This is a genomic window from Azospirillum oryzae (assembly GCF_900177515.1).
GTDB classification, from domain to species: domain Bacteria; phylum Pseudomonadota; class Alphaproteobacteria; order Azospirillales; family Azospirillaceae; genus Azospirillum; species Azospirillum oryzae_A.
Genome location: NZ_FXAK01000005.1, coordinates 259,572 through 277,676 on the forward strand (window position 1 = coordinate 259,572; position 18,105 = coordinate 277,676).

General features: G+C 70.3%; 14 protein-coding genes. 10 read left to right on the plus strand and 4 right to left on the minus strand.

The annotated features are described in order from the left end of the window. Positions 1 to 41: 41 nt before the first annotated feature. The gene (locus tag B9N97_RS09690) at positions 42 to 2,807 is read left to right on the plus strand and encodes an ATP-dependent DNA helicase (protein ID WP_085085770.1); all 2,766 of its coding nucleotides are present in this window, start codon (positions 42 to 44) and stop codon (positions 2,805 to 2,807) included. Positions 2,808 to 2,817: 10 nt separating this feature from the next. Here the strand turns inward: B9N97_RS09690 and B9N97_RS09695 are convergent, their stop codons facing one another. Beyond that, positions 2,818 to 3,765, minus strand: coding sequence for an AEC family transporter (locus B9N97_RS09695; protein WP_085085772.1), 948 nt, complete (start codon positions 3,763 to 3,765; stop codon positions 2,818 to 2,820). A gap of 174 nt (positions 3,766 to 3,939) precedes the next feature. On the opposite strand from B9N97_RS09695, the gene B9N97_RS09700 reads away from it, so the two are divergent. From B9N97_RS09700 to B9N97_RS09720, 5 genes are all read left to right on the plus strand, one after another. Then, positions 3,940 to 4,365: a tellurite resistance TerB family protein gene (locus B9N97_RS09700; RefSeq protein WP_085085774.1), complete on the plus strand. Its 426-nt coding sequence runs from the start codon at positions 3,940 to 3,942 to the stop codon at positions 4,363 to 4,365. A 31-nt stretch (positions 4,366 to 4,396) separates the two neighbouring features. Next, positions 4,397 to 5,284, plus strand: coding sequence for an NAD(P)-dependent oxidoreductase (locus tag B9N97_RS09705; RefSeq protein WP_085085776.1), 888 nt, complete (start codon positions 4,397 to 4,399; stop codon positions 5,282 to 5,284). A gap of 127 nt (positions 5,285 to 5,411) precedes the next feature. After that, positions 5,412 to 7,082, plus strand: a complete 1,671-nt coding sequence (locus B9N97_RS09710) for a methyl-accepting chemotaxis protein (protein ID WP_085085778.1) — start codon at positions 5,412 to 5,414, stop codon at positions 7,080 to 7,082. Positions 7,083 to 7,250: 168 nt separating this feature from the next. Continuing rightward, entirely contained in the window at positions 7,251 to 8,852 is a 1,602-nt protein-coding gene (gene cimA, locus B9N97_RS09715; protein WP_085085780.1) for a citramalate synthase, read from the plus strand. A gap of 129 nt (positions 8,853 to 8,981) precedes the next feature. Then, a complete protein-coding gene (locus tag B9N97_RS09720; RefSeq protein WP_085085782.1) occupies positions 8,982 to 9,449 on the plus strand; it encodes a preQ0 transporter in 468 nt (155 codons plus the stop codon). Positions 9,450 to 9,500: 51 nt separating this feature from the next. On the opposite strand, the gene smc is transcribed toward B9N97_RS09720, so the two are convergent. The 3 genes from smc to B9N97_RS09735 all read right to left on the minus strand — a co-directional run bounded on the left by smc (position 9,501) and on the right by B9N97_RS09735 (position 14,345). After that, on the minus strand, positions 9,501 to 12,962 hold the full coding sequence (gene smc, locus B9N97_RS09725; protein WP_085085784.1) for a chromosome segregation protein SMC: 3,462 nt from the start codon (positions 12,960 to 12,962) through the stop codon (positions 9,501 to 9,503). A 183-nt stretch (positions 12,963 to 13,145) separates the two neighbouring features. Continuing rightward, positions 13,146 to 13,805 (minus strand): DsbA family protein, encoded by a 660-nt coding sequence (locus B9N97_RS09730; protein ID WP_085085786.1) that lies wholly within the window; start codon positions 13,803 to 13,805, stop codon positions 13,146 to 13,148. Between the two features lie 66 nt (positions 13,806 to 13,871). Further along, complete coding sequence (locus tag B9N97_RS09735) at positions 13,872 to 14,345, minus strand: DUF721 domain-containing protein (RefSeq protein WP_085085788.1); 474 nt, start codon at positions 14,343 to 14,345, stop codon at positions 13,872 to 13,874. 160 nt (positions 14,346 to 14,505) lie between these two features. On the opposite strand from B9N97_RS09735, the gene mutY reads away from it, so the two are divergent. From mutY to B9N97_RS09755, 4 genes are read left to right on the plus strand one after another with little or no spacing between them, the layout of a single operon-like run. Then, positions 14,506 to 15,564 carry an A/G-specific adenine glycosylase gene (mutY, locus tag B9N97_RS09740; RefSeq protein ID WP_085085790.1) on the plus strand — a complete coding sequence of 353 codons (1,059 nt, stop codon included), beginning with the start codon at positions 14,506 to 14,508 and terminating at the stop codon, positions 15,562 to 15,564. A gap of 50 nt (positions 15,565 to 15,614) precedes the next feature. Beyond that, positions 15,615 to 16,346, plus strand: a complete 732-nt coding sequence (locus tag B9N97_RS09745; RefSeq protein WP_085085792.1) for a DUF1194 domain-containing protein — start codon at positions 15,615 to 15,617, stop codon at positions 16,344 to 16,346. Positions 16,347 to 16,379: 33 nt separating this feature from the next. Next, positions 16,380 to 17,519: an NAD(P)/FAD-dependent oxidoreductase gene (locus B9N97_RS09750; RefSeq protein ID WP_085085794.1), complete on the plus strand. Its 1,140-nt coding sequence runs from the start codon at positions 16,380 to 16,382 to the stop codon at positions 17,517 to 17,519. A gap of 34 nt (positions 17,520 to 17,553) precedes the next feature. Continuing rightward, positions 17,554 to 18,054 carry a hypothetical protein gene (locus B9N97_RS09755; RefSeq protein ID WP_244560638.1) on the plus strand — a complete coding sequence of 167 codons (501 nt, stop codon included), beginning with the start codon at positions 17,554 to 17,556 and terminating at the stop codon, positions 18,052 to 18,054. Positions 18,055 to 18,105: the final 51 nt, after the last annotated feature.

The window sequence follows — 18,105 nt, forward strand, 5'->3', positions numbered from 1 at the left end:
GCACTCGCTTTGCGGCCCGCCACCGCCATATAGTGCCGCCGATGGACCTGACCGCCGACCCCACCCCGCTCCACAGCCTTGACGACGCACCCGCCATGGTGGCCGGCGCGCGCCGCGTCGTGTCGCTGACCCTCGACGGCGAGGTGGAGGAGCTGTCGCTGGCCGCCGCCGCGTCGAAGGTGCGCCGCCAGCCGCCGCTGGTCTGCCATGCCCGCGCCTTCGCCCGCCGGCTGGGGATCGACGGCTTCCCGGCCTTCGACGTGCTGGAGCTGTTCGCCTTCGTCCACCCTGCCCGCTTCTGCGTCCCAACCCCGCGCGGCATCGCCGAGGCGCTCGACCTGCCCACCCCCGACGGGCACGAGGCGGAGGCGCTGGCCCTGCAGCGCGCCGTGCGCCGCCTGCTGGGAGACCTGGGGGCCGCCGGACGGGAGGAATCCTCCGACCCGGTCGCCTTCGCCTGGGAGATGGGGCGCGCCGGCTGGCCCTGGGCGCCGGCCGTGCTGGCCGCGCTCGGCAAGCCGGACGGGCCGGAGAAGGGTGCCGCCCGCTCGGGCCTGCGCGTCTGGACCCGGATCAAGGAGTGGGAGGAGGGCGCCCCGCCGCCGCCGCCCGCGCAGAACCCGGTCGATCCGGAGGAGGCGCGCCGCCGCCTCGCCGCCATGCTGTCGGCCAATGTGCTGGGCAAGGTGGCGGAGCCACGGCCGCAGCAGGCCGATTACTCCAGCGCGGTGTCCGCCGCCTTCGCCCCGCGCCAATTGCCCGACACGCCTAACGTGGTGCTGGCAGAGGCCGGGACCGGCGTCGGCAAGACGCTGGGCTATCTGGCGCCGGCCACGGTGTGGGCGGAGAAGAATGGCGGGACGGTGTGGATTTCCACCTACACCCGCAACCTCCAGCACCAGATCGACGCCGAACTGGACCGGCTCTATGGCGATCCGGCGACCAAGGCGCGCAAGGTGGTGCTGCGCAAGGGCCGCGAGAACTATCTGTGCCTGCTGAACCTGGAAGAGGCGGTGCGCGCCATGCCCTTCCAGCCGCACAACGCCATCGGCGTCGGGCTGATGGCGCGCTGGGCGGCGGCGACGCGCGACGGCGACATGACCGGCGGCGACTTCCCCGGCTGGCTGGTCGACATCGCCGGGCGCGGCCCGACCATGGGGATGGCCGACCGCCGGGGCGAATGCATCTATTCCGCCTGCGACCATTACGCCCGCTGCTACATCGAGAAGAGCATACGCCGCGCGCGGCGCGCCGACATCGTCATCGCCAACCACGCGCTGGTGATGGTGCAGGCGGCGCTGGGCGGCGGCGAGGAGCCGACCCTGCCCAGCCGATACGTCTTCGACGAGGGGCACCATGTCTTCGACGCCGCCGACAGCGCCTTCGCCGGCCACCTGACCTGCCGCGAGACACAGGAGCTGCGGCGCTGGCTGCTGGGCGCCGAGGAGACCGGGCGCAGCCGCGCCCGCGGCCTGAAGCGCCGGCTGGAGGACATCGTCGCCGGCGACGAGGAGGCTCTGCGCCACCTCGACGACATCCTGATGGGCGCCCGCGTCCTGCCGGGCGACGGCTGGTCGGCCCGGCTGGCCGCCGACAACCCGCAGGGGCCGACCGAGCGTTTCCTGCTGCTGGCCCGCCAGCAGGTCTATGCCCGCACCGCCGGCCAGGGCGGCCCCTACAGCCTGGAGGCCGACAAGGCCTATCCGGTGGACGGGCTGCTGGAGGCGGCGGCGGAGCTGGAGCAGGCGCTGGTCCGCCTGTCCGAACCGGTGGAGGCGCTGGCCCGCCGGCTGGCGCAGCGGCTGGAGGACGAGAGCGCCGAACTCGACTCCGACCAGCGCCGCCGCATCGACGCCCTGTCGCGCAGCCTGCATCGCCGCGGCACCCTGACGGTGGAGGCGTGGCGCGCCATGCTGCGCACCCTGCCGACCGAAACACCCTCCCACTTCGTCGACTGGTTCGCGGTGGAGCGGATCGACGGCCGCGACGTCGATGTCGGGCTGTACCGCCACTGGGTCGACCCGACGGTGCCCTTCGCCGAGGCGCTGGCCGGACCCGCCCATGGGCTGGTGGTCACTTCCGCCACACTCACCGACGGCACCGGCGACATCGGCCAGGACTGGCGCGCGGCCGAGGACCGCTGCGGCGCCAGCCACCTGCCGGCCCCGGCGATCCGGGCGCAGGTCCCCTCCCCCTTCGACTACCCGAACCGCACCCGCGTCTTCGTGGTCAACGACGTGCGCAAGGACGACCTAGGGCAGGTCTCGGCGGCCTACAAGTCGCTGTTCCTGGCGGCGGGCGGCGGCGGGCTTGGCCTGTTCACCGCGATCAGCCGCCTGCGCGCGGTGCGCGACCGCATCGCCGAGCCGCTGGATCAGGTCGGCATCCCGCTCTACGCCCAACATGTCGATCCGCTCGACGTGTCCACCCTGATCGACATCTTCCGCAACGAGGAGCACGCCTGCCTGCTCGGCACCGACGCGGTGCGCGACGGGGTCGACGTGCCGGGCCGCTCGCTTCGCCTGATCGTCTTCGACCGCGTGCCCTGGCCGCGCCCCGACATCCTGCATCGCGCCCGGCGCGAGGCCTTCGGCCGCCGGCGCTACGAGGACATGATCACCCGCCTGCGCCTGAAGCAGGCCTTCGGCCGTTTGGTCCGCCGCGCCGACGACACCGGCGTGTTCGTGCTGCTCGACCCGATGATGCCGAGCCGGCTGGCCGGCGCCTTCCCGGAAGGGGTGGAGATGCGGCGCGTCGGGCTGAAGCAGGCGGTGGAGGAGACGGCGGAGTTCCTGCGGGGGTGGTGAGGCGTAAAGCTCACCCCCCAGGCGCATAAACCGCCAGCAGCCCCGACAGCGTCACCACGCTCAGCACCGTCGACACCAGGATCGCCGAGGATGTGCGCTCCACATAGGTCTGGTATTGGCTCGCGACCACGAAGGTGAGCGCGCCGGTCGGCAAGGCTGCCAGGATCACCGCGCTGCCGGTCCAGAAGGGGTCCATCGGGAACAGCGTCTGCGTCAGTACCCAGGCCAGCGCCGGATGGACCAGCAGCTTCAGCGCGCTGATCCACCCGGCCTCCGCCAGCCCGGCGGTCAGCCGTTGCGAGGCCAGGAACAGGCCGATGGCGAAGAGCGCACAGGGGCCGGCGGGGGAGCCCATCAGTTCGCAGAAGGTCGCGATCGGCCTGGGCACCGCCACGCCGGGCAGCAGCGCCGACCAGGCGAGGCCGGCGGCGGTGGACAGGATCAGCGGGTTCTTCGCCAGCGCCCGGCCGACGTCGCGCAGGGCCTTGCCCAGCCCGCCGCCGTGGCTGTTGGCGAACTCCATCCAGATCACGGCGATGCCGACCATGATGGCGCTCATGATGACGGTCGCCAGGATGGTGGGGGCGAGATGATCCGGTCCGAAGGCGGCCAGGAACAGCGGGATGCCCATGTAGCCGGTGTTGGAGAAGGCCGAGTTCAGACCCTGCATGCACTGGATCTGCGTGCGCTCCCGGTACAGCAGGCGGCCGATGATCGCACCCAGCGCATAGACCAGCAGCATCGACCCCAAAAAGGCGCCGATGAAGGGGCCGTTGAAGATTTCCGGGATCGACCGGCGTGCCGTGCCCAGGAACAGCACCGGCGGCAGCGCCATCCAATAGACGAACTTGTTCAGCGCCTCGGACGAGGCGGCGCCGAGCAGCTTCGACTTTCCGGACAGGAATCCGGCCAGAATGATGGCGAATACGGGAAATGCGACATTGAGGACGACGTTCATGGCGCGCAACAATAGGCAGACCCAACCGTCGCGTCGAGCGGCCGACCCCTCCGCGCCAAGCATGGCACCCTTGACGGCGCGAAGGCGGCGTCGGACGCCAAAGCTTGACGCCGCGCAGGCGGCGTTCGAGATTGCCGACCCGACTTGCGACCACTCCCCAGGGGAGACCGCCTCATGAGAAAGCCGACCGACGCCATGATCGACCACCACAGCGCGCTCATCTACATCATGGTCCTGGTGTCCGCCTGCGACGGCGACATGACCGACCCTGAACTGGAAGCCATCGGCGAGAATGTGCGCTACCTGCCGATCTTCAAGGATTACAGCGGCGATCAGGTGATGGCCGCGACGCGCGAATGCACCGCCATGCTGTCCGACAACGACGGGCTGGACACGGTGCTGACCATCGTCGAGCAGGCGCTGCCGGCCAAGCTGCGCGAGACCGCCTATGCGGTGGCCTGCGACATCGCCGCCGCCGATCCCACGGCCTCGCAGGAGGAACTGCGGATGCTGGAGCTGATCCGCCACCGGCTGGGGGTCGACCGGCTGTGCGCCGCCGCCATCGAACGCGGCGCCCGCGCCCGCCACATGCGCCTGTGACCGTCTTCCAATCTATTCTGAAAGCTCCGACATGACCGAAGAGACCCTCCGCCCCGACCTCGCCGGCCAGCGCATCGGCTTCATCGGGCTCGGCCTGATGGGCAAGCCGATGGCCCGCGCGCTCGCCCGTGCCGGTGCGGAGCTGGTGGTGACCAGCCGCAGCCCCGGCCCCGTCGCCGAGATGGCGGCGGAAGGCATGATCGCCGCCACCGGACCCGCCGCCGTCGCCGGGCAGGCCGGAACCGTCATCCTGATGCTGACCGACACCGCGGCGGTCGAGGCGGTGGCCGAGGCTCTGCTGCCGGTCCTGCGCCCCGGCCACCTGGTGATCGACATGGGCACCACCGCCGTCGCCGCCACCCGCACGCTGGCGGAGCGTGTCGCCGCCGTTGGGGCGGAATGGCTCGACGCGCCGGTCTCCGGCGGGACGGTGGCGGCCGAGGGGGCGATCCTGACCATCATAGCGGGCGGGACCGAGGCTGCCTTCGCCCGCGCCCTGCCGGTTCTGCAGGCGATGGGCCGCCGCATCACCCATGTCGGGGCCAGCGGTGCCGGGCAGATCGCCAAATCCGCCAATCAGGTCATCGTCGCCCTGACCATCGGCGCGGTGGCGGAGGCGCTGGCGTTGGCCAAGGCGGCCGGTGCCGATCCGGCCAAGGTGCGCGACGCCATCCGCGGCGGCTTTGCAGAATCCCGCATCCTCGACCTGCATGGCGGCCGCATGGTCAGCGGCGACTTCACCCCCGGCGGCCGCGTCACCACCCAGGTCAAGGACCTGCGGCAGGCGGAGGAGCTGGCGCAGCAGTCCGGCATCGACCTGCCGACGCTCGGCCTGTCGCTGGAGCTGTTCGAGATGCTGGTCGAACAGGGCGACGGCGGGCTGGACCATTCCGCCCTCTACCGCCTGTTCGCGCGCTGAGAGGAGCGACCCCAGCCCCGCAACCAAAGTCGTATGCGTCGATATTACCTATTGCCAAAAATAATGGTTCGAATTCACATGATTCGCAAATATTGCGATTCTGTGACTCCGTGGCTGGGGATTGGTAATGTCGTTGCGTACGATTCTGGTCGGGGTACTCGCGGCGCTCGGCCTGATGCTGGGCTTCGAGGCGTTCACCGGCATCACCACGCTGGAGACCGCCAACGAGCGGATGAAGTCGGTCTATGAGGACCGGGTGGTGCCGCTGCGCGACCTGAAGATCGTCTCCGACGCCTATGCGGTGATGATCGTCGACAGCTCCCACAAGGTCCGCGGCGGGGCGATGCCCTGGACCGACGGCGCCGCCTCCGTGCGCAAGGCGCTGGCGACGGTGCGGGAGCGCTGGCAAACCTACACCTCCACCTCGCTGACGGCGGAGGAATCCCGGATGGTGGCGGAAACGCGGGCGGCGATGGAGCGGGCCGACACCGGCGTCGCCACGCTGCTGCGCATCCTCGACAAGCAGGACAAGGCAGGGCTGGACGCGTTCGTCGCCCGCGACCTCTACCCGACCGTCGACCCGGTGACGGAGCATGTCAGCGGCCTGATCGACCTGCAGGTCCGCGTCGCCGGCAACGAGTTCGCCCAGTCCCAGAACTCCTACGAGGGCGAGCACCGAAATTCCTGGCTGCTGGTCGGCGCGGCGGCGCTGCTGCTGACGGCCGGGATCGCCATCGTCATCCGCCGGGTCATCGGGCCGGTGACGGCGATGACCGCCGCCATGGCCCGGCTGGCCGGCGGTGACGTGACGGTCATGGTCCCCGCCACCGACCGTGGCGACGAGATCGGCCGCATGGCCCGCGCCGTCGCCGTGTTCAAGGACAATGCCATCGAAAAGCAGCGGATCGAGGCCGAGCAGGAGCGGCTGAAGCAGGGCATGGAGGCCGAACGCCGCCGGATGATGACCGAACTGGCCGACCGGTTCGAACAGGCGGTGCGGGGCGTGGTCACCCAGGTCGGCGGTGCCGCCGGGCAACTGACCGCCAGCGCGCGCTCCCTGTCGTCCCTGGCGGAGCAGAGCCGGTCGCAGGCCGCGGCGGTCGCCGGCGCCAGCGAACAGACCTCCGCCAACGTGCAGACCGTCGCCGCTTCGGCCGAGGAAATGGCCGCCTCCATCGGCGAGATCACCCGGCAGGTCGGCGAGACGGCGGACGTCGCCCGTAGGGCCGCCGAACGGGCTGGCAGCACCGACGCCACCATCCGCCAGCTGGCCGACCATGCCAAGGCCATCGGCGACGTCGTGCAACTGATCAACGCCATCGCCGCCCAGACCAATTTGCTGGCCCTGAACGCCACCATCGAGGCGGCACGGGCGGGCGAGGCCGGCAAGGGATTCGCGGTGGTGGCCGGGGAGGTGAAGAACCTCGCCAACCAGACCGCCAAGGCGACCGAGGAAATCGCGAGCCAGATCGGCACCATGCAGACGGCGACCGGCGAAGCGGTGGACGCCATCGCCGAGATCGGCCGCACCATCGACGACATCAACCGCATCGCCGCCGCCGTCGCCGCCTCCATCGACCAGCAGGACGCCGCCGCGCGCGAGATCGCCCGCAACGTCCAGCAGGCCGCCGTGGGAACGGAGGAGATTTCCTCCAACATCGTGGTGGTGCGTCAGGCCGCCGACGACACCGGCACCGCGGCCCAAGACGTGCTGGGCGCGGCGCAGACGCTGTCGGCCGACGCCGACCGGCTGTCGGCGGAGGTGGAGCGCTTCATCGGGCAGGTGCGCAGCGCCTGATCGGCCGTACCGTTCCCGATCCTATTCCCGTCCGTTGCGGCAAAGGCCCGCTTTCCGCAAGTTTCTTGTCAAAACGGTTGAGGATACGCGCCGCATCGTCCATTCTCCCGGCTTTCCACAGGGCGGCAAAACACTGCCGGTCCCCTTGTCTTTACAGGTCAGGCGGCGATGACGGGCGAGCGCATCTATCTCTACGACACCACGCTGCGCGATGGGGCGCAGACCCAGGATGTGGATTTCTCGGTCGCCGACAAGATTGCGATTGCCAAGGACCTCGACCGGCTGGGCATCGACTACATCGAAGGCGGCTGGCCGGGCGCCAACCCGACCGACGACCAGTTCTTCGCCGAGGCGCCGGAGCTGACCCGCGCCACCTTCACCGCCTTCGGCATGACCCGCCGCCCCGGCCGCAGCGCCGCCAACGACCCGCAGCTGACGGCGCTGGCGCAGTCGCGCGCCAAGGCGGTGTGCATGGTCGGCAAGACCTGGGATTTCCATGTCGACGTCGCGCTGAACATCCCGCGCGAGGAGAATCTCGACCTGATCCGCGACAGCATCGCCGCGCTCCACGCCGCCAAGGGCGAGGCGCTGTTCGACGCGGAGCATTTCTTCGACGGCTATAAGCGCAACCCGGCCTATGCGATCTCCTGCATCAAGGCGGCGTACGAGGCCGGCGCGCGCTGGATCGTGCTGTGCGACACCAACGGCGGCACCCTGCCGCATGAGGTCGATGCCATCGTCCGCGAGGTGGTTGAGACGCACGGCATCCCCGGCGACACTCTGGGCATCCACTGCCACAACGACACCGAGAATGCCGTCGCCAACTCGCTGGCGGCGGTGCGGGCCGGCGCCCGCATGGTCCAGGGCACCATCAACGGGCTGGGCGAGCGCTGCGGCAACGCCAACCTCGTGTCGCTGATCCCGACGCTGATGCTGAAGCTGGGCTATGAGACCGGCATCCGGCGCGAGGACCTGCATCTCCTGACCCAGCTGAGCCGCGCCTTCGACGACCGGCTGAACCGCGCGCCCAACCGCCACGCCCCTTACGTCGGCGCCAGCGCCTTCGCGCACAAGGGCGGGCTGCATGTCTCGGCGGTGGAGAAGGACCCGTCCTCCTACGAGCATGTGGCGCCGGAGGCCATCGGCAACCGCCGCCAGATCGTCATGTCCGACCAGGCCGGCCGCTCAAACCTGATCGTGCGGCTGCGCGACATCGGCATGGCGGTGGATGCCAAGGACGAGCGGTTGGCCGGCCTGCTCGATCTGGTGAAGCAGCGCGACAGCGACGGCTATGCCTATGACACGGCGGAAGCCAGCTTCGAGCTTCTGGTCCGGCGCGAGTTGGGCGAGGTGCCGCGCTTCTTCGAGCTGCTGCGCTTCCACGTCACCGACGAGCGCCGCTACAACGCCATCGGCAAGATGGTGGTGGAGTCGGAGGCGGTGGTGCGTGTGCGCGTCGGCGACACCCTGCGGATGGAGGTGGCGGACGGCAACGGCCCGGTACATGCGCTGGACGTCGCCATGCGCAAGGCGCTGGAGCCGGTCTATCCGGCGCTGGCCAAGGTCAGCCTGTCCGACTACCGCGTCCGCATCCTGGCCGCCAAGGACGGCACCGGCGCCATGCCGCGCGTGCTGATCCGCAGCGCCCGCACCGACGGCTGTGAATGGTCGACGCTGGGGGTGTCCACCAACATCATCGAGGCCTCGATGGAGGCGCTGGTGGACAGCTACACCTACGCCCTGATGAAGGGCGACGCGACGCCGGTGTGACGCGGCACCTTCCCACCATGGCGATGTTCTGTTAGCTACAGCGGTTTCGGGGCGCTCGCATTCACGCGGGGTCGGCTCCGGTCATCAGCGCCCGTATTGCCGCGGGTCCGCTCTCGGAGGAACATCGCCATGCTCTGGCTCGCCGCCTATATCGGCAGCATTCTTGCCATCAACTACGCCTTCAGCCTGTTTCCGCACCTGGATCTGGTCTGGTCCTGCTGGGCCGGCCTGATCTTCATCCTGCGCGACATGGTACAGGTGCGCTTCGGCCACTGGGCGCTCGCCGCCATGCTGGGCGGCACCGTGCTGTCCTATCTGCTGACCGATCCGTTCGTCGCCACCGCCAGCGTCGTTGCCTTCGCGGTGTCGGAGATGATCGACTGGGCGGTCTTCACCATCACCCGCCGTCCGCTGCGCGACCGGCTGTGGATCAGCGCCGCCCTGTCGGTGCCGGTCGACACCGCCATCTTCTTCGGCATGCTGGACGTCTGGGACCCCGCCGTCTGGGCCGCCAGCTTCGCGTCGAAGCTGCTGGGCGTGTCGGCGGTCTGGCTGCTGATGCGCGCGCGCGACGGTCGGATGCCGGTCGCGGCGTAAGCATCCCCCTCGCCCCCTTCCGCTTTCCGTGGCGGGAGGGGGCAAGGAGCCTCAGGCCACCCCGCGCAATTCCTCGGCGTGGCTGAGATCGACGCTGACCAGCTGCGACACTCCGCGTTCCACCATCGTCACGCCGAACAGGCGGTCCACCCGCGCCATGGTCAGGCGGTGGTGGGTGATGATGAGGAAGCGGGTGTCGCCCTGGCGCGCGATGTCCTCCACCAGATCGCAGAAGCGGCCGACATTCGCCTCGTCCAGCGGGGCGTCGACCTCGTCCAGCACGCAGATCGGCGCCGGGTTGGAGCGGAAGACGGCGAACAGCAGCGACAGCGCCGTCAACGCCTGCTCGCCGCCCGACAGCAGCGAGAGAACCTGCAGCTTCTTGCCCGGCGGGCTGGCGTAGATCTCCAGGCCGGCATTCAGCGGATCCTCGGCGTTGACCAACTCCAGATAGGCCTTGCCGCCGCCGAACAGGCGGGTGAACAGCTCCTGGAAATCGCGGTTCACCACGTCGAAGCTGGCGACCAGACGCTCGCGCGCCTCGCGGTTCAGGCTGGAAATGCCCTGGCGCAGGCGGGCGATGGCGGCGGTCAGATCCTCGCGCTCGCCATGCAGGCCGGTGATCTGGGTCTCCAACTCCTCCGCCTCGATCTCGGCGCGCAGATTGACCGGCCCCATGTTCTCGCGCTCGCGGGTCAGCTTGTCGAGCCTGGCCTCCACCGCCGTCGCGTCGGGCATCGGTTCGGCGGGGTCGAGGTCGGCGGCGGCGCGCGTGTCCTCCGGCCGGCAATCCAGCCGTTCGGCGATGCGCTCCGTCAGAGTGCGTTCCTGCTGCTGGGCGGCCGAAACGGCGGCCTCGGCACGGGCGCGGGCCTCGCGCCCGTCGGCCAGCGCCGCTTCGGCGTCGTGCAGCGATTGTTCGGTGCCGGCCAGCCGGGACTCGGCCTCCGCCAGTGCGTCGGCGGCGCGCTTGCGATCCCGCTCGGCCAGGGCGATGCGGTCGAGAAGCTCCTGCCGCTCCGCCGCGATCCCGGCCGGGCGGCCGGACAGCGCGGCGATCTCGCCCTCCGCCTCCTCCGCGCGCTGGCGCAGTTCCGCCACACGCCCGCCGGCCCCCGCCGAGCGGGTGTCCCAGGAGGCGGTTTCGGACTGGATGGCGGCCAGACGCTGGCGCCGCGCCTGCGCCTCGCGGGTCAGGCGATCCAGCGCGTTCTGCCGTTCGGCCAGAACCGCACGGCGTTCGGCCAGCGCGGCGCGCTGGTCGTTCACCCGCTCCCGTCCTTCGCGCGGGTCGGGCAGCGACTCCAGCAGTTCCAGCGCCTCGTCCCGGCGGGCAGCGGCCTCGCGCTCGTCGGCGGCAAGCCGTTCCACCGCCTCCACCAGGGCGGCGAGGCGGGAGGATGCGGCGTCGGCCTCGCGAGCCAGCTTGGCGTGACGGTCGCGCGCGGCGTTCAGCGCGGCGAAGCCCTCGCGCACGGCGTCGCGGGCACGCCGGTCGGCCTGGGCCGCCGCCTCCACCGCCAGCTTGGCAGCGTCGAGCGCTTCGCGCGCCAACTCGACCTGTTCCTCGGCAAGCTCCAATTCGCCGCGCAGTTCGGCCAGCCGGTTGCGCTGCTTCAGCCGGATGGCGGCGGCGGTCGGGGCGCCGGCCTGCACGGTCAGCCCGTCCCAGCGCCACGCCCCGCCGTCGCGGCTGACCAGCACCTGCCCCGGCGCCAGCGTCGCCGCCAGCGCCACCCCCGCCCCGGCATCGGCGACCACCCCGATGTGGGCGAGCGCGCGGCCGGCGGCCGGCGGGCCCTGCACATGGTTCGACAGCGGTTCGGCACCAGCCGGCAGCGGCGCCACGAATTCGTAAGCAGGCAGCATACGCCAATGCACCGGCGCCGCCATGTCCAGCGGAGCGGTCAGCGCATCGCCGAGCGCGGCGGCGAGCGCCCCCTCATAGCCGGGCGACACCGTCACCGCATCGACCAGCGGCGGAAACTGCCCTCCCGCCCCGGCCTCCAGCAGTTCGGCCAAAGCCCGTTCCTCGGCGCGCAGTTTGGCGCGGGCGCTATCGGCGGCGGACAGCGCCTCGCGGGCGCGGGACTGGGCCGGCTCGGCCTCCGCCTTCGCCTGTTCGGCGGCCTCGGCGGCGTCGCGGGCCTGCTCCAGCCGCTGTTCGGCCAGTTCGACCGCCAGTTCGGCCTCCGACAGGTCGGCGCGGGCGGCGATCTCCGCCTCCAGGGCGGCGCGCTGGGCCTGCTGCTCGGCCAGCCGCTTGGCGAGGCCGGCGGCGCGGGTTTCCAGCTCGGCGGCCTGACGCTGGGTGGCGGCGCGGCGGGCCTCGTCGGTGGCGACGGCTTCGGTCAGCCGGGTCAGTTCGCGGTCGAGCGCATCGACCTGTTCGCGCGCCTCGGCCAGAGCGTCGGCCGCGGCTTCCTCCAGCATCTCCTCGTCGGCCTGCGCTTCGATCAGGCGGTCGCGTTCGGCCACCAGCCGGGCCAGCGCCTCGCCGGCGTCGGCGGCCAGCGCCTCCTCGCGGCCGAGATCGCCGGCGATCTGGCGCAGCCGGGCCTCCAGAGTGCGATGCTGGTCGGCGACGCGTTTTTCCTCGGCGTCGAGCTGTTCGCGGGCGATCACCAGCCGTTGTAGGGCGGACGCGGCCCGCGCCTCGTCCTGGCGCTTTTCGGGCAGGCCGGCGGCGGCCTCGGTGCGGCGGGCGGTCAGCTGATTGACGGCCAGCATGCGGTCGCGCACCTCGGCCTCGGCGGTGGCGAAGGCTGCATGGGCGCGGGTGCGCTCCTCCTGGGCGGCGAGCCAGCGCAGGTGCCACAGCACGGCTTCCGCCTTGCGGATCTGGTCGGAAAGATTGCGGTAGCGGGCCGCCTGCCGCGCCTGCTTCTTCAGGCTCTGCAGCTGGGTGTCCATCGCCCCGATCACGTCGTCGAGGCGGGTCAGGTTGGTCTCCGCCGCCTTCAGTCGCAATTCGGCCTCGTGTCGGCGGGAGTGCAGGCCGGTGATGCCGGCGGCCTCCTCCAGCAGGGCGCGGCGGTCCTGCGGCTTGGCGGAGATGATCTGCGCCACCTTGCCCTGGCTGACCAGCGCCGGCGAACCGGCTCCCGACGCGTTGTCGGCGAACAGCAGCTGGACGTCGCGCGCCCGCACCAGCTTGCCGTTGATGCGGTAGTCGGAGCCGGAGCCGCGCTCGATCCGGCGGGTGATCTCCAGCTCGTCATGCTCGTTGAAGCCGGCCGGCGCGGTGCGCGACCGGTTGTCGACCGCCAGCGTCACCTCGCCCAGATTGCGGGCCGGCCGGCTGGAGGTGCCGCCGAAGATGACGTCGTCCATGTCGTCGCCGCGCATGCGCTTGGCCGACGTCTCCCCCATCACCCAGCGCAGCGCCTCCACCAGATTGGACTTGCCGCAGCCGTTGGGACCGACGATGCCGGTCATGCCGGGTTCGATGACCAGATCGGTGGCATCGACGAAAGACTTGAAACCCGACAGGCGGAGACGCGTGAACTGCACTGGGGAAGAACCTTTGGTGTACTTGGGCTTTGAGCTGGGCTTTGAAGAGGTGCGGGCTTCGAATGCCCCCACCTAACCTCCCCCGCTGGGCGGGGGAGGGACTGCCGCCGCCTTTCCGAACAAGCGCCAATCCCCTCCCCCGCCCAGCGGGGGAGGGTTAGGGTGGGGGCAAAACACTGGCGCTTACTTCAACAGCTTATCGATCGCCTTGGAGAACTCCTCGAACGACTGGGCGCCTTCGATGCGGGCCTTGCCGTCGTTGAGGATGAAGGTGGGGGTGGCTTCGACCTTGTACTGGTTCTGGCCGGTCAGGCGGCTGTTCAGGATGGCGTCGGCCAGCTCCTTGCTGGCGAAGCAGGCGTCGATGGTCTCCTGGCTCATGCCGGCCAGCTTGCCGTACTGGGCCAGCGCCTTGGTCGGGTCGGCGGCGCGGCTCCAGGTCGACTGGCTCTTGAACAGCACGTCGGTCAGCGGATAGTAGCGCTCGGCCGGCGCACAGTGGGCCAGCATGCTGGCGCTGAGCGCCGCCTGGTCGAAGGGGAAGTCGCGGAAGATCAGCTTCACCTTGCCGGTGTCGATGTAGGCTTCCTTGATCTTCGGCAGGATGTCGGTGTGGAAATGGGCGCAGTGCGGGCAGGTCATCGACGAATAGTCGAGGATCGTCACCGGCGCCTTGGCGTCGCCCATGACGCGGTCGGCCATCATCTCCGACACCGGCGGCAGGGTGGCGGCGGCGCGGGCGGCCGACGAAGCCGTCACGGCGGTGCCGACGGCGGCGGTGAAGCCGATGGCCAGAAGGCCGGCCAGTCCGAAGTCCCTGCGTCCCAAAATTTTGCGGTTCACTTTGCCCTCGTTCCTACCAGATGTTGACGTATAGACAATCAGGCCCCGGCGCGTCCAGCAGGCCGGCTAGCGCGCCGCCCGCTTCGGCCGCGCCATCAGCGAGCGGCCGAAGCGTTCCAGGGTGGCGCGCAGTTCCTCGTCCTCGATGGTCGCGGTGGTGGTGGTGATGCCGATCTCCTCGTCCATCGTCAGGGCGCGCGGGCGCACCACCGGCGACGGGGTGGACGGCAGGGCGGCGTGGATCAGCTTGATCTTCGCCACCGCGCGATAACCGAAGAAGCTGTTGATGCGCTCGATGATCTGCGGTTCCAGATGCTGCAGTTCCAGCGCGATGGCGCCCATGGCGCGGATGTGCAGGGTGGCCTCCTCGCGCTTGCCGCGTGGGAAGCTGAGCTTGTCGGGGGCGGTGCGCAGAGACAGCTGGTGGCCGACGATGGACGGCCAGTCGGTGATCAGCGCGCCGAAGGCAAGCCCGCGCTTGCCCAGCACCTTTCCGGCGACCTCCGGAACGGATTGGCCGATGCGACGCGGTCCGGTCATGCTCTGCGATCACTCCTGTGCGGTCCCGGCTGAGGCACCGGTTCCGGGTCATGTGGGATGCCGGCACCCTAGCGCAAGCGTGGGCCGATGCCCAGCATCCGACCGGGCACCTGACCGGCTCCCTTCCCCAGACGCTTCCAACCCTCTATTTCTTCCCATCATGATTCCAGATTCCATCGAGGCCGCCCAGCGGCTGCTGTCCTGGTACGACCGCCACCGCCGCGACCTGCCCTGGCGCGCCAAGCCGGACGAGACCGCCGACCCCTACCGGGTCTGGCTGTCGGAGATCATGCTGCAGCAGACGACCGTCCCCGCCGCGGCCCCCTATTTCCGCAATTTCACCGAACGTTGGCCGACCGTGCGCGATCTGGCGGATGCGCCGCTGGACGATCTGCTGGTGGCCTGGGCCGGGCTCGGCTACTACGCGCGGGCGCGCAACCTGCACAAATGCGCCCGCGTGGTGGCGGATGAGCATGGCGGTCGCTTCCCGGACAACGAGGCGGCGCTGCTGGAGTTGCCGGGCATCGGCACCTACACCGCCGCCGCCATCACCGCCATCGCCTTCGGCCGCAAGGCCACCGTGGTGGACGGCAATGTCGAGCGGGTGATCGCCCGCATCTTCGCGGTGGAGGAGCCGCTGCCCAATGCCAAGCCGAGCCTGCGCCGGCTGGCCGCCACCCTGACCCCGGAGTTCCGCCCCGGCGACTATGCCCAGGCGATGATGGACCTCGGCGCCACCATCTGCACCCCGCGCAAGCCGAAATGCATGCTGTGCCCATGGGCGGATTATTGCGAGGCACGCGCCGCCGGCATCGCCGAGAGCCTGCCGCGCAAGGCCGCCAAGCCGGAGAAGCCGACCCGGCGCGGCGTCGCCTATTGGCTGCTGAACCCCGACGGCGCCGTCCTGCTGCGCCGCCGGGCGGAGGAAGGGCTGCTGGGCGGCATGGCCGAGGTGCCCTCGACATCCTGGGGACATGAGTTGCCCGGCGAGGCGGCGGTGGCGGCGCAGCAGCCCCTGCCCGCCCGCTGGCGCCGGTTGCCCGGCCTGGTCCGCCATACATTCACCCATTTTCACCTGGAGCTTGAGGTGGTCGCGGCGCAGGCCGGGACAGACTGGCGGCAGGCCGACGGCACCTGGGTGCCGATCGACCGGCTGAGCGACCATGCCCTGCCGTCGGTGATGGTGAAGGTGGTGCGCCATGCTCTTTCCAACGCGTGAGGAGGGCGTGCGGCCGCCAAAGTACCAATAAGACCGGAGTGCCGATAAGAATGCTGCGTGCCGTGATCGCCGTGATGGTCCTCCTGCTGGCGCTGTGCGGCGAGGTGCTGGCCACGCCGCCCGAGAAAACGCCCCAGAAAACGCCGGAGAAGACGGCCGGGGTGGCGCTGGTGCTGGCGCTCGACGGCTCGGCCTCCATCACCACCGGCGATCTGGAGTTCCAGTTGCAGGGCCATGCCGCCGCCTTCCGCGACCCGGCGGTGGCCGACGCGCTGGCTTCGGCCGGGACGCGGGTGACGCTGGCGGCCTATTCGGGGCCGAACAACCTGCGGGTGCTGATTCCCTGGACCCTGCTGGACAAGCCGGAGGACGCTGGGCGCTTCGCCGACCGGATCGACGCCCTGCCCCGCGGCTTCCAGGGCGACTCGACGGCGCTCGGCAGCGCCATCATCGAGGCGGCGAAGCTGTTCGACCATGGCGGCAAGGCCCCGCGGCAGGTGATCGACCTGGTTTCCAACGGCTTTTCCAACAGCGGAATCGATCCGGCCGACGCCCGCGACCGGGTGACGAAGCGCGGAATCATCGTCAACGGCCTCGCCATCCTCGACGAATTCCCCTGGCTGGAGGAGTATTTCGACGAGAGCGTGATCGGCGGGCCGGGCAGCTTCGTGAAGAGCGCCATGGACAAGGACAGCTTCGTCACCGCGCTGCGGCAGAAGCTGATCCTTGAAATGGTGGCCCTGCCGGATCACATGCCGAACCAAAGCGCTGCCACGCCTTAGGCGGCCCATAAGAATGCAAGAGGAGCGGGACGAGTGGAGCGCGTCGATTTTCTGGTGGTCGGGGCCGGCATCGCCGGGGCGTCCGCCGCCTATGAGCTGGCCGCACAGGGCCGGGTGCTGGTGCTGGAACGCGAATCGCAGCCCGGCTATCACTCGACCGGCCGTTCGGCGGCGCTCTACACCCAGACCTACGGCCCGGCGCCGATCCGTGCCCTGACGGTGGCGAGCTGGGATTTCTACACCAACCCGCCCGCCGGCTTTACCGAGCACGCGATGCTGACCCCGCGCGGCGTGATGATCATCGGGCGCGAGGACGAGATCGACCGGCTGGATGCCGAGTACGAGCAGGGCCGGCGGCTCACCCCCTCGGTGGAGCGGTACGACCGCGAACAGGTTCTGGCCCGCGCCCCCTTCCTGCGCCCGGATTATGTGGCCGGCGGGGTGTGGGAGCCGGATGCCCGCGACATCGACGTGCACGCCCTGCACCAGGGCTATCTGCGCGGGTTGAAGGCGCGCGGCGGCCGGGTGGTGACGGATGCCGAGGTGCGGGCGCTCACCCGGCAGGACGGGCTGTGGGTGGCGGAGACCGGCGCCGGCCGCTTTGCCGCACCGGTGGTGGTGAATGCCGCCGGGGCCTGGGCGGACGAACTGGCGAAGCTGGCCGGGGTCGCCACCGTCGGGCTGGTGCCGAAGCGGCGCACCGCCATCACCTTCGATCCGGTGTTCGGGGATCCCGCCGACAAGACCGGGCTGGACGGCTGGCCGATGGTGTCGGACGTCGCCGAGACCTTCTATGTGAAGCCGGATGCCGGCCGGCTGCTGGCCTCCCCCGCCGACCAGACACCGGTCGAGCCCTGCGACGTGCAGCCGGAGGACATCGACGTCGCCGTCACGGTGGAGCGGCTGGAACAAGCGTCGCGCTTCACCGTTCGGAGATTGGCCCACCGCTGGGCCGGCCTGCGCAGCTTCGTCGCCGACAAGGTGCCGGTGGTGGGGTTCGCGCCGGATGCGGAGGGGTTCTTCTGGCTGGCTGGCCAGGGCGGCTACGGCATCCAGACCGCCCCGGCCATGGGCCGGACGGCGGCGGGGCTCGCCACCGGCCGCGGCCTGCCGGAGGATGTGCGGGCGCTGGGCGTGACCGAGTCGGACCTGTCGCCGGCGAGGAAACGATAGACGGGCTTTGGCTGTCGGGCGAAGGAGGCGTGCGATGTCTGTGCGTCTGGCATCACAAGGGCGGATGGCGAGGAAGGCTCTCGGCGTTGCGGCACTCGCAGCCGCCGCGGCGCTCGGCGGCTGCGCCAACCCCGCGGCGGACGAGGCGCTGGTGGCGCAGACCGCTCTGATCGGTATGCCCAAGGCGACGCTGCTGTCCTGCGCCGGGGTGCCGGAACGGCAGGCGACCGTCGACAACCGGGAGTTCTTCACCTACCGCAGTTCCCGCATCGTCTCCTACCCCAGCACGCCACCGCTCGGCTATTATGGCGGCTGGGGATGGCCCAGCTACGGTTACGGCTATGGCTGGCCGTCTTATGGTTATGAAGTCAACAGCTTCGACTGTGAAGCAACTTTCAGTTTGAGAAACGGCGTGGTCGAGCGCGTCGTATATGGCGGCGCCAGCGGCGGGTCCACGCGACTTGGTCAATGCTATGCCATCGTCCAGAACTGCATGGCGCTGATTCCGCAGCAGACAATCAAACCAAGTCCTTGATTTCCTTGTCCATGCGACAACTCGTCACTGTTGCAAAGCTGCTGCATGAGA

Excerpts from the sequence above, each read along its gene's own strand:
- B9N97_RS09690 (WP_085085770.1), top strand. The coding sequence starts at position 42 with ATGGACCTGACCGCCGACCCCACCCCGCTCCACAGCCTTGACGACGCA.
- B9N97_RS09695 (WP_085085772.1), bottom strand. The coding sequence starts at position 3,765 with ATGAACGTCGTCCTCAATGTCGCATTTCCCGTATTCGCCATCATTCTG.
- B9N97_RS09700 (WP_085085774.1), top strand. The coding sequence starts at position 3,940 with ATGAGAAAGCCGACCGACGCCATGATCGACCACCACAGCGCGCTCATC.
- B9N97_RS09705 (WP_085085776.1), top strand. The coding sequence starts at position 4,397 with ATGACCGAAGAGACCCTCCGCCCCGACCTCGCCGGCCAGCGCATCGGC.
- B9N97_RS09710 (WP_085085778.1), top strand. The coding sequence starts at position 5,412 with ATGTCGTTGCGTACGATTCTGGTCGGGGTACTCGCGGCGCTCGGCCTG.
- cimA (WP_085085780.1), top strand. The coding sequence starts at position 7,251 with ATGACGGGCGAGCGCATCTATCTCTACGACACCACGCTGCGCGATGGG.
- B9N97_RS09720 (WP_085085782.1), top strand. The coding sequence starts at position 8,982 with ATGCTCTGGCTCGCCGCCTATATCGGCAGCATTCTTGCCATCAACTAC.
- B9N97_RS09735 (WP_085085788.1), bottom strand. The coding sequence starts at position 14,345 with ATGACCGGACCGCGTCGCATCGGCCAATCCGTTCCGGAGGTCGCCGGA.
- mutY (WP_085085790.1), top strand. The coding sequence starts at position 14,506 with ATGATTCCAGATTCCATCGAGGCCGCCCAGCGGCTGCTGTCCTGGTAC.
- B9N97_RS09745 (WP_085085792.1), top strand. The coding sequence starts at position 15,615 with ATGCTGCGTGCCGTGATCGCCGTGATGGTCCTCCTGCTGGCGCTGTGC.
- B9N97_RS09755 (WP_244560638.1), top strand. The coding sequence starts at position 17,554 with ATGTCTGTGCGTCTGGCATCACAAGGGCGGATGGCGAGGAAGGCTCTC.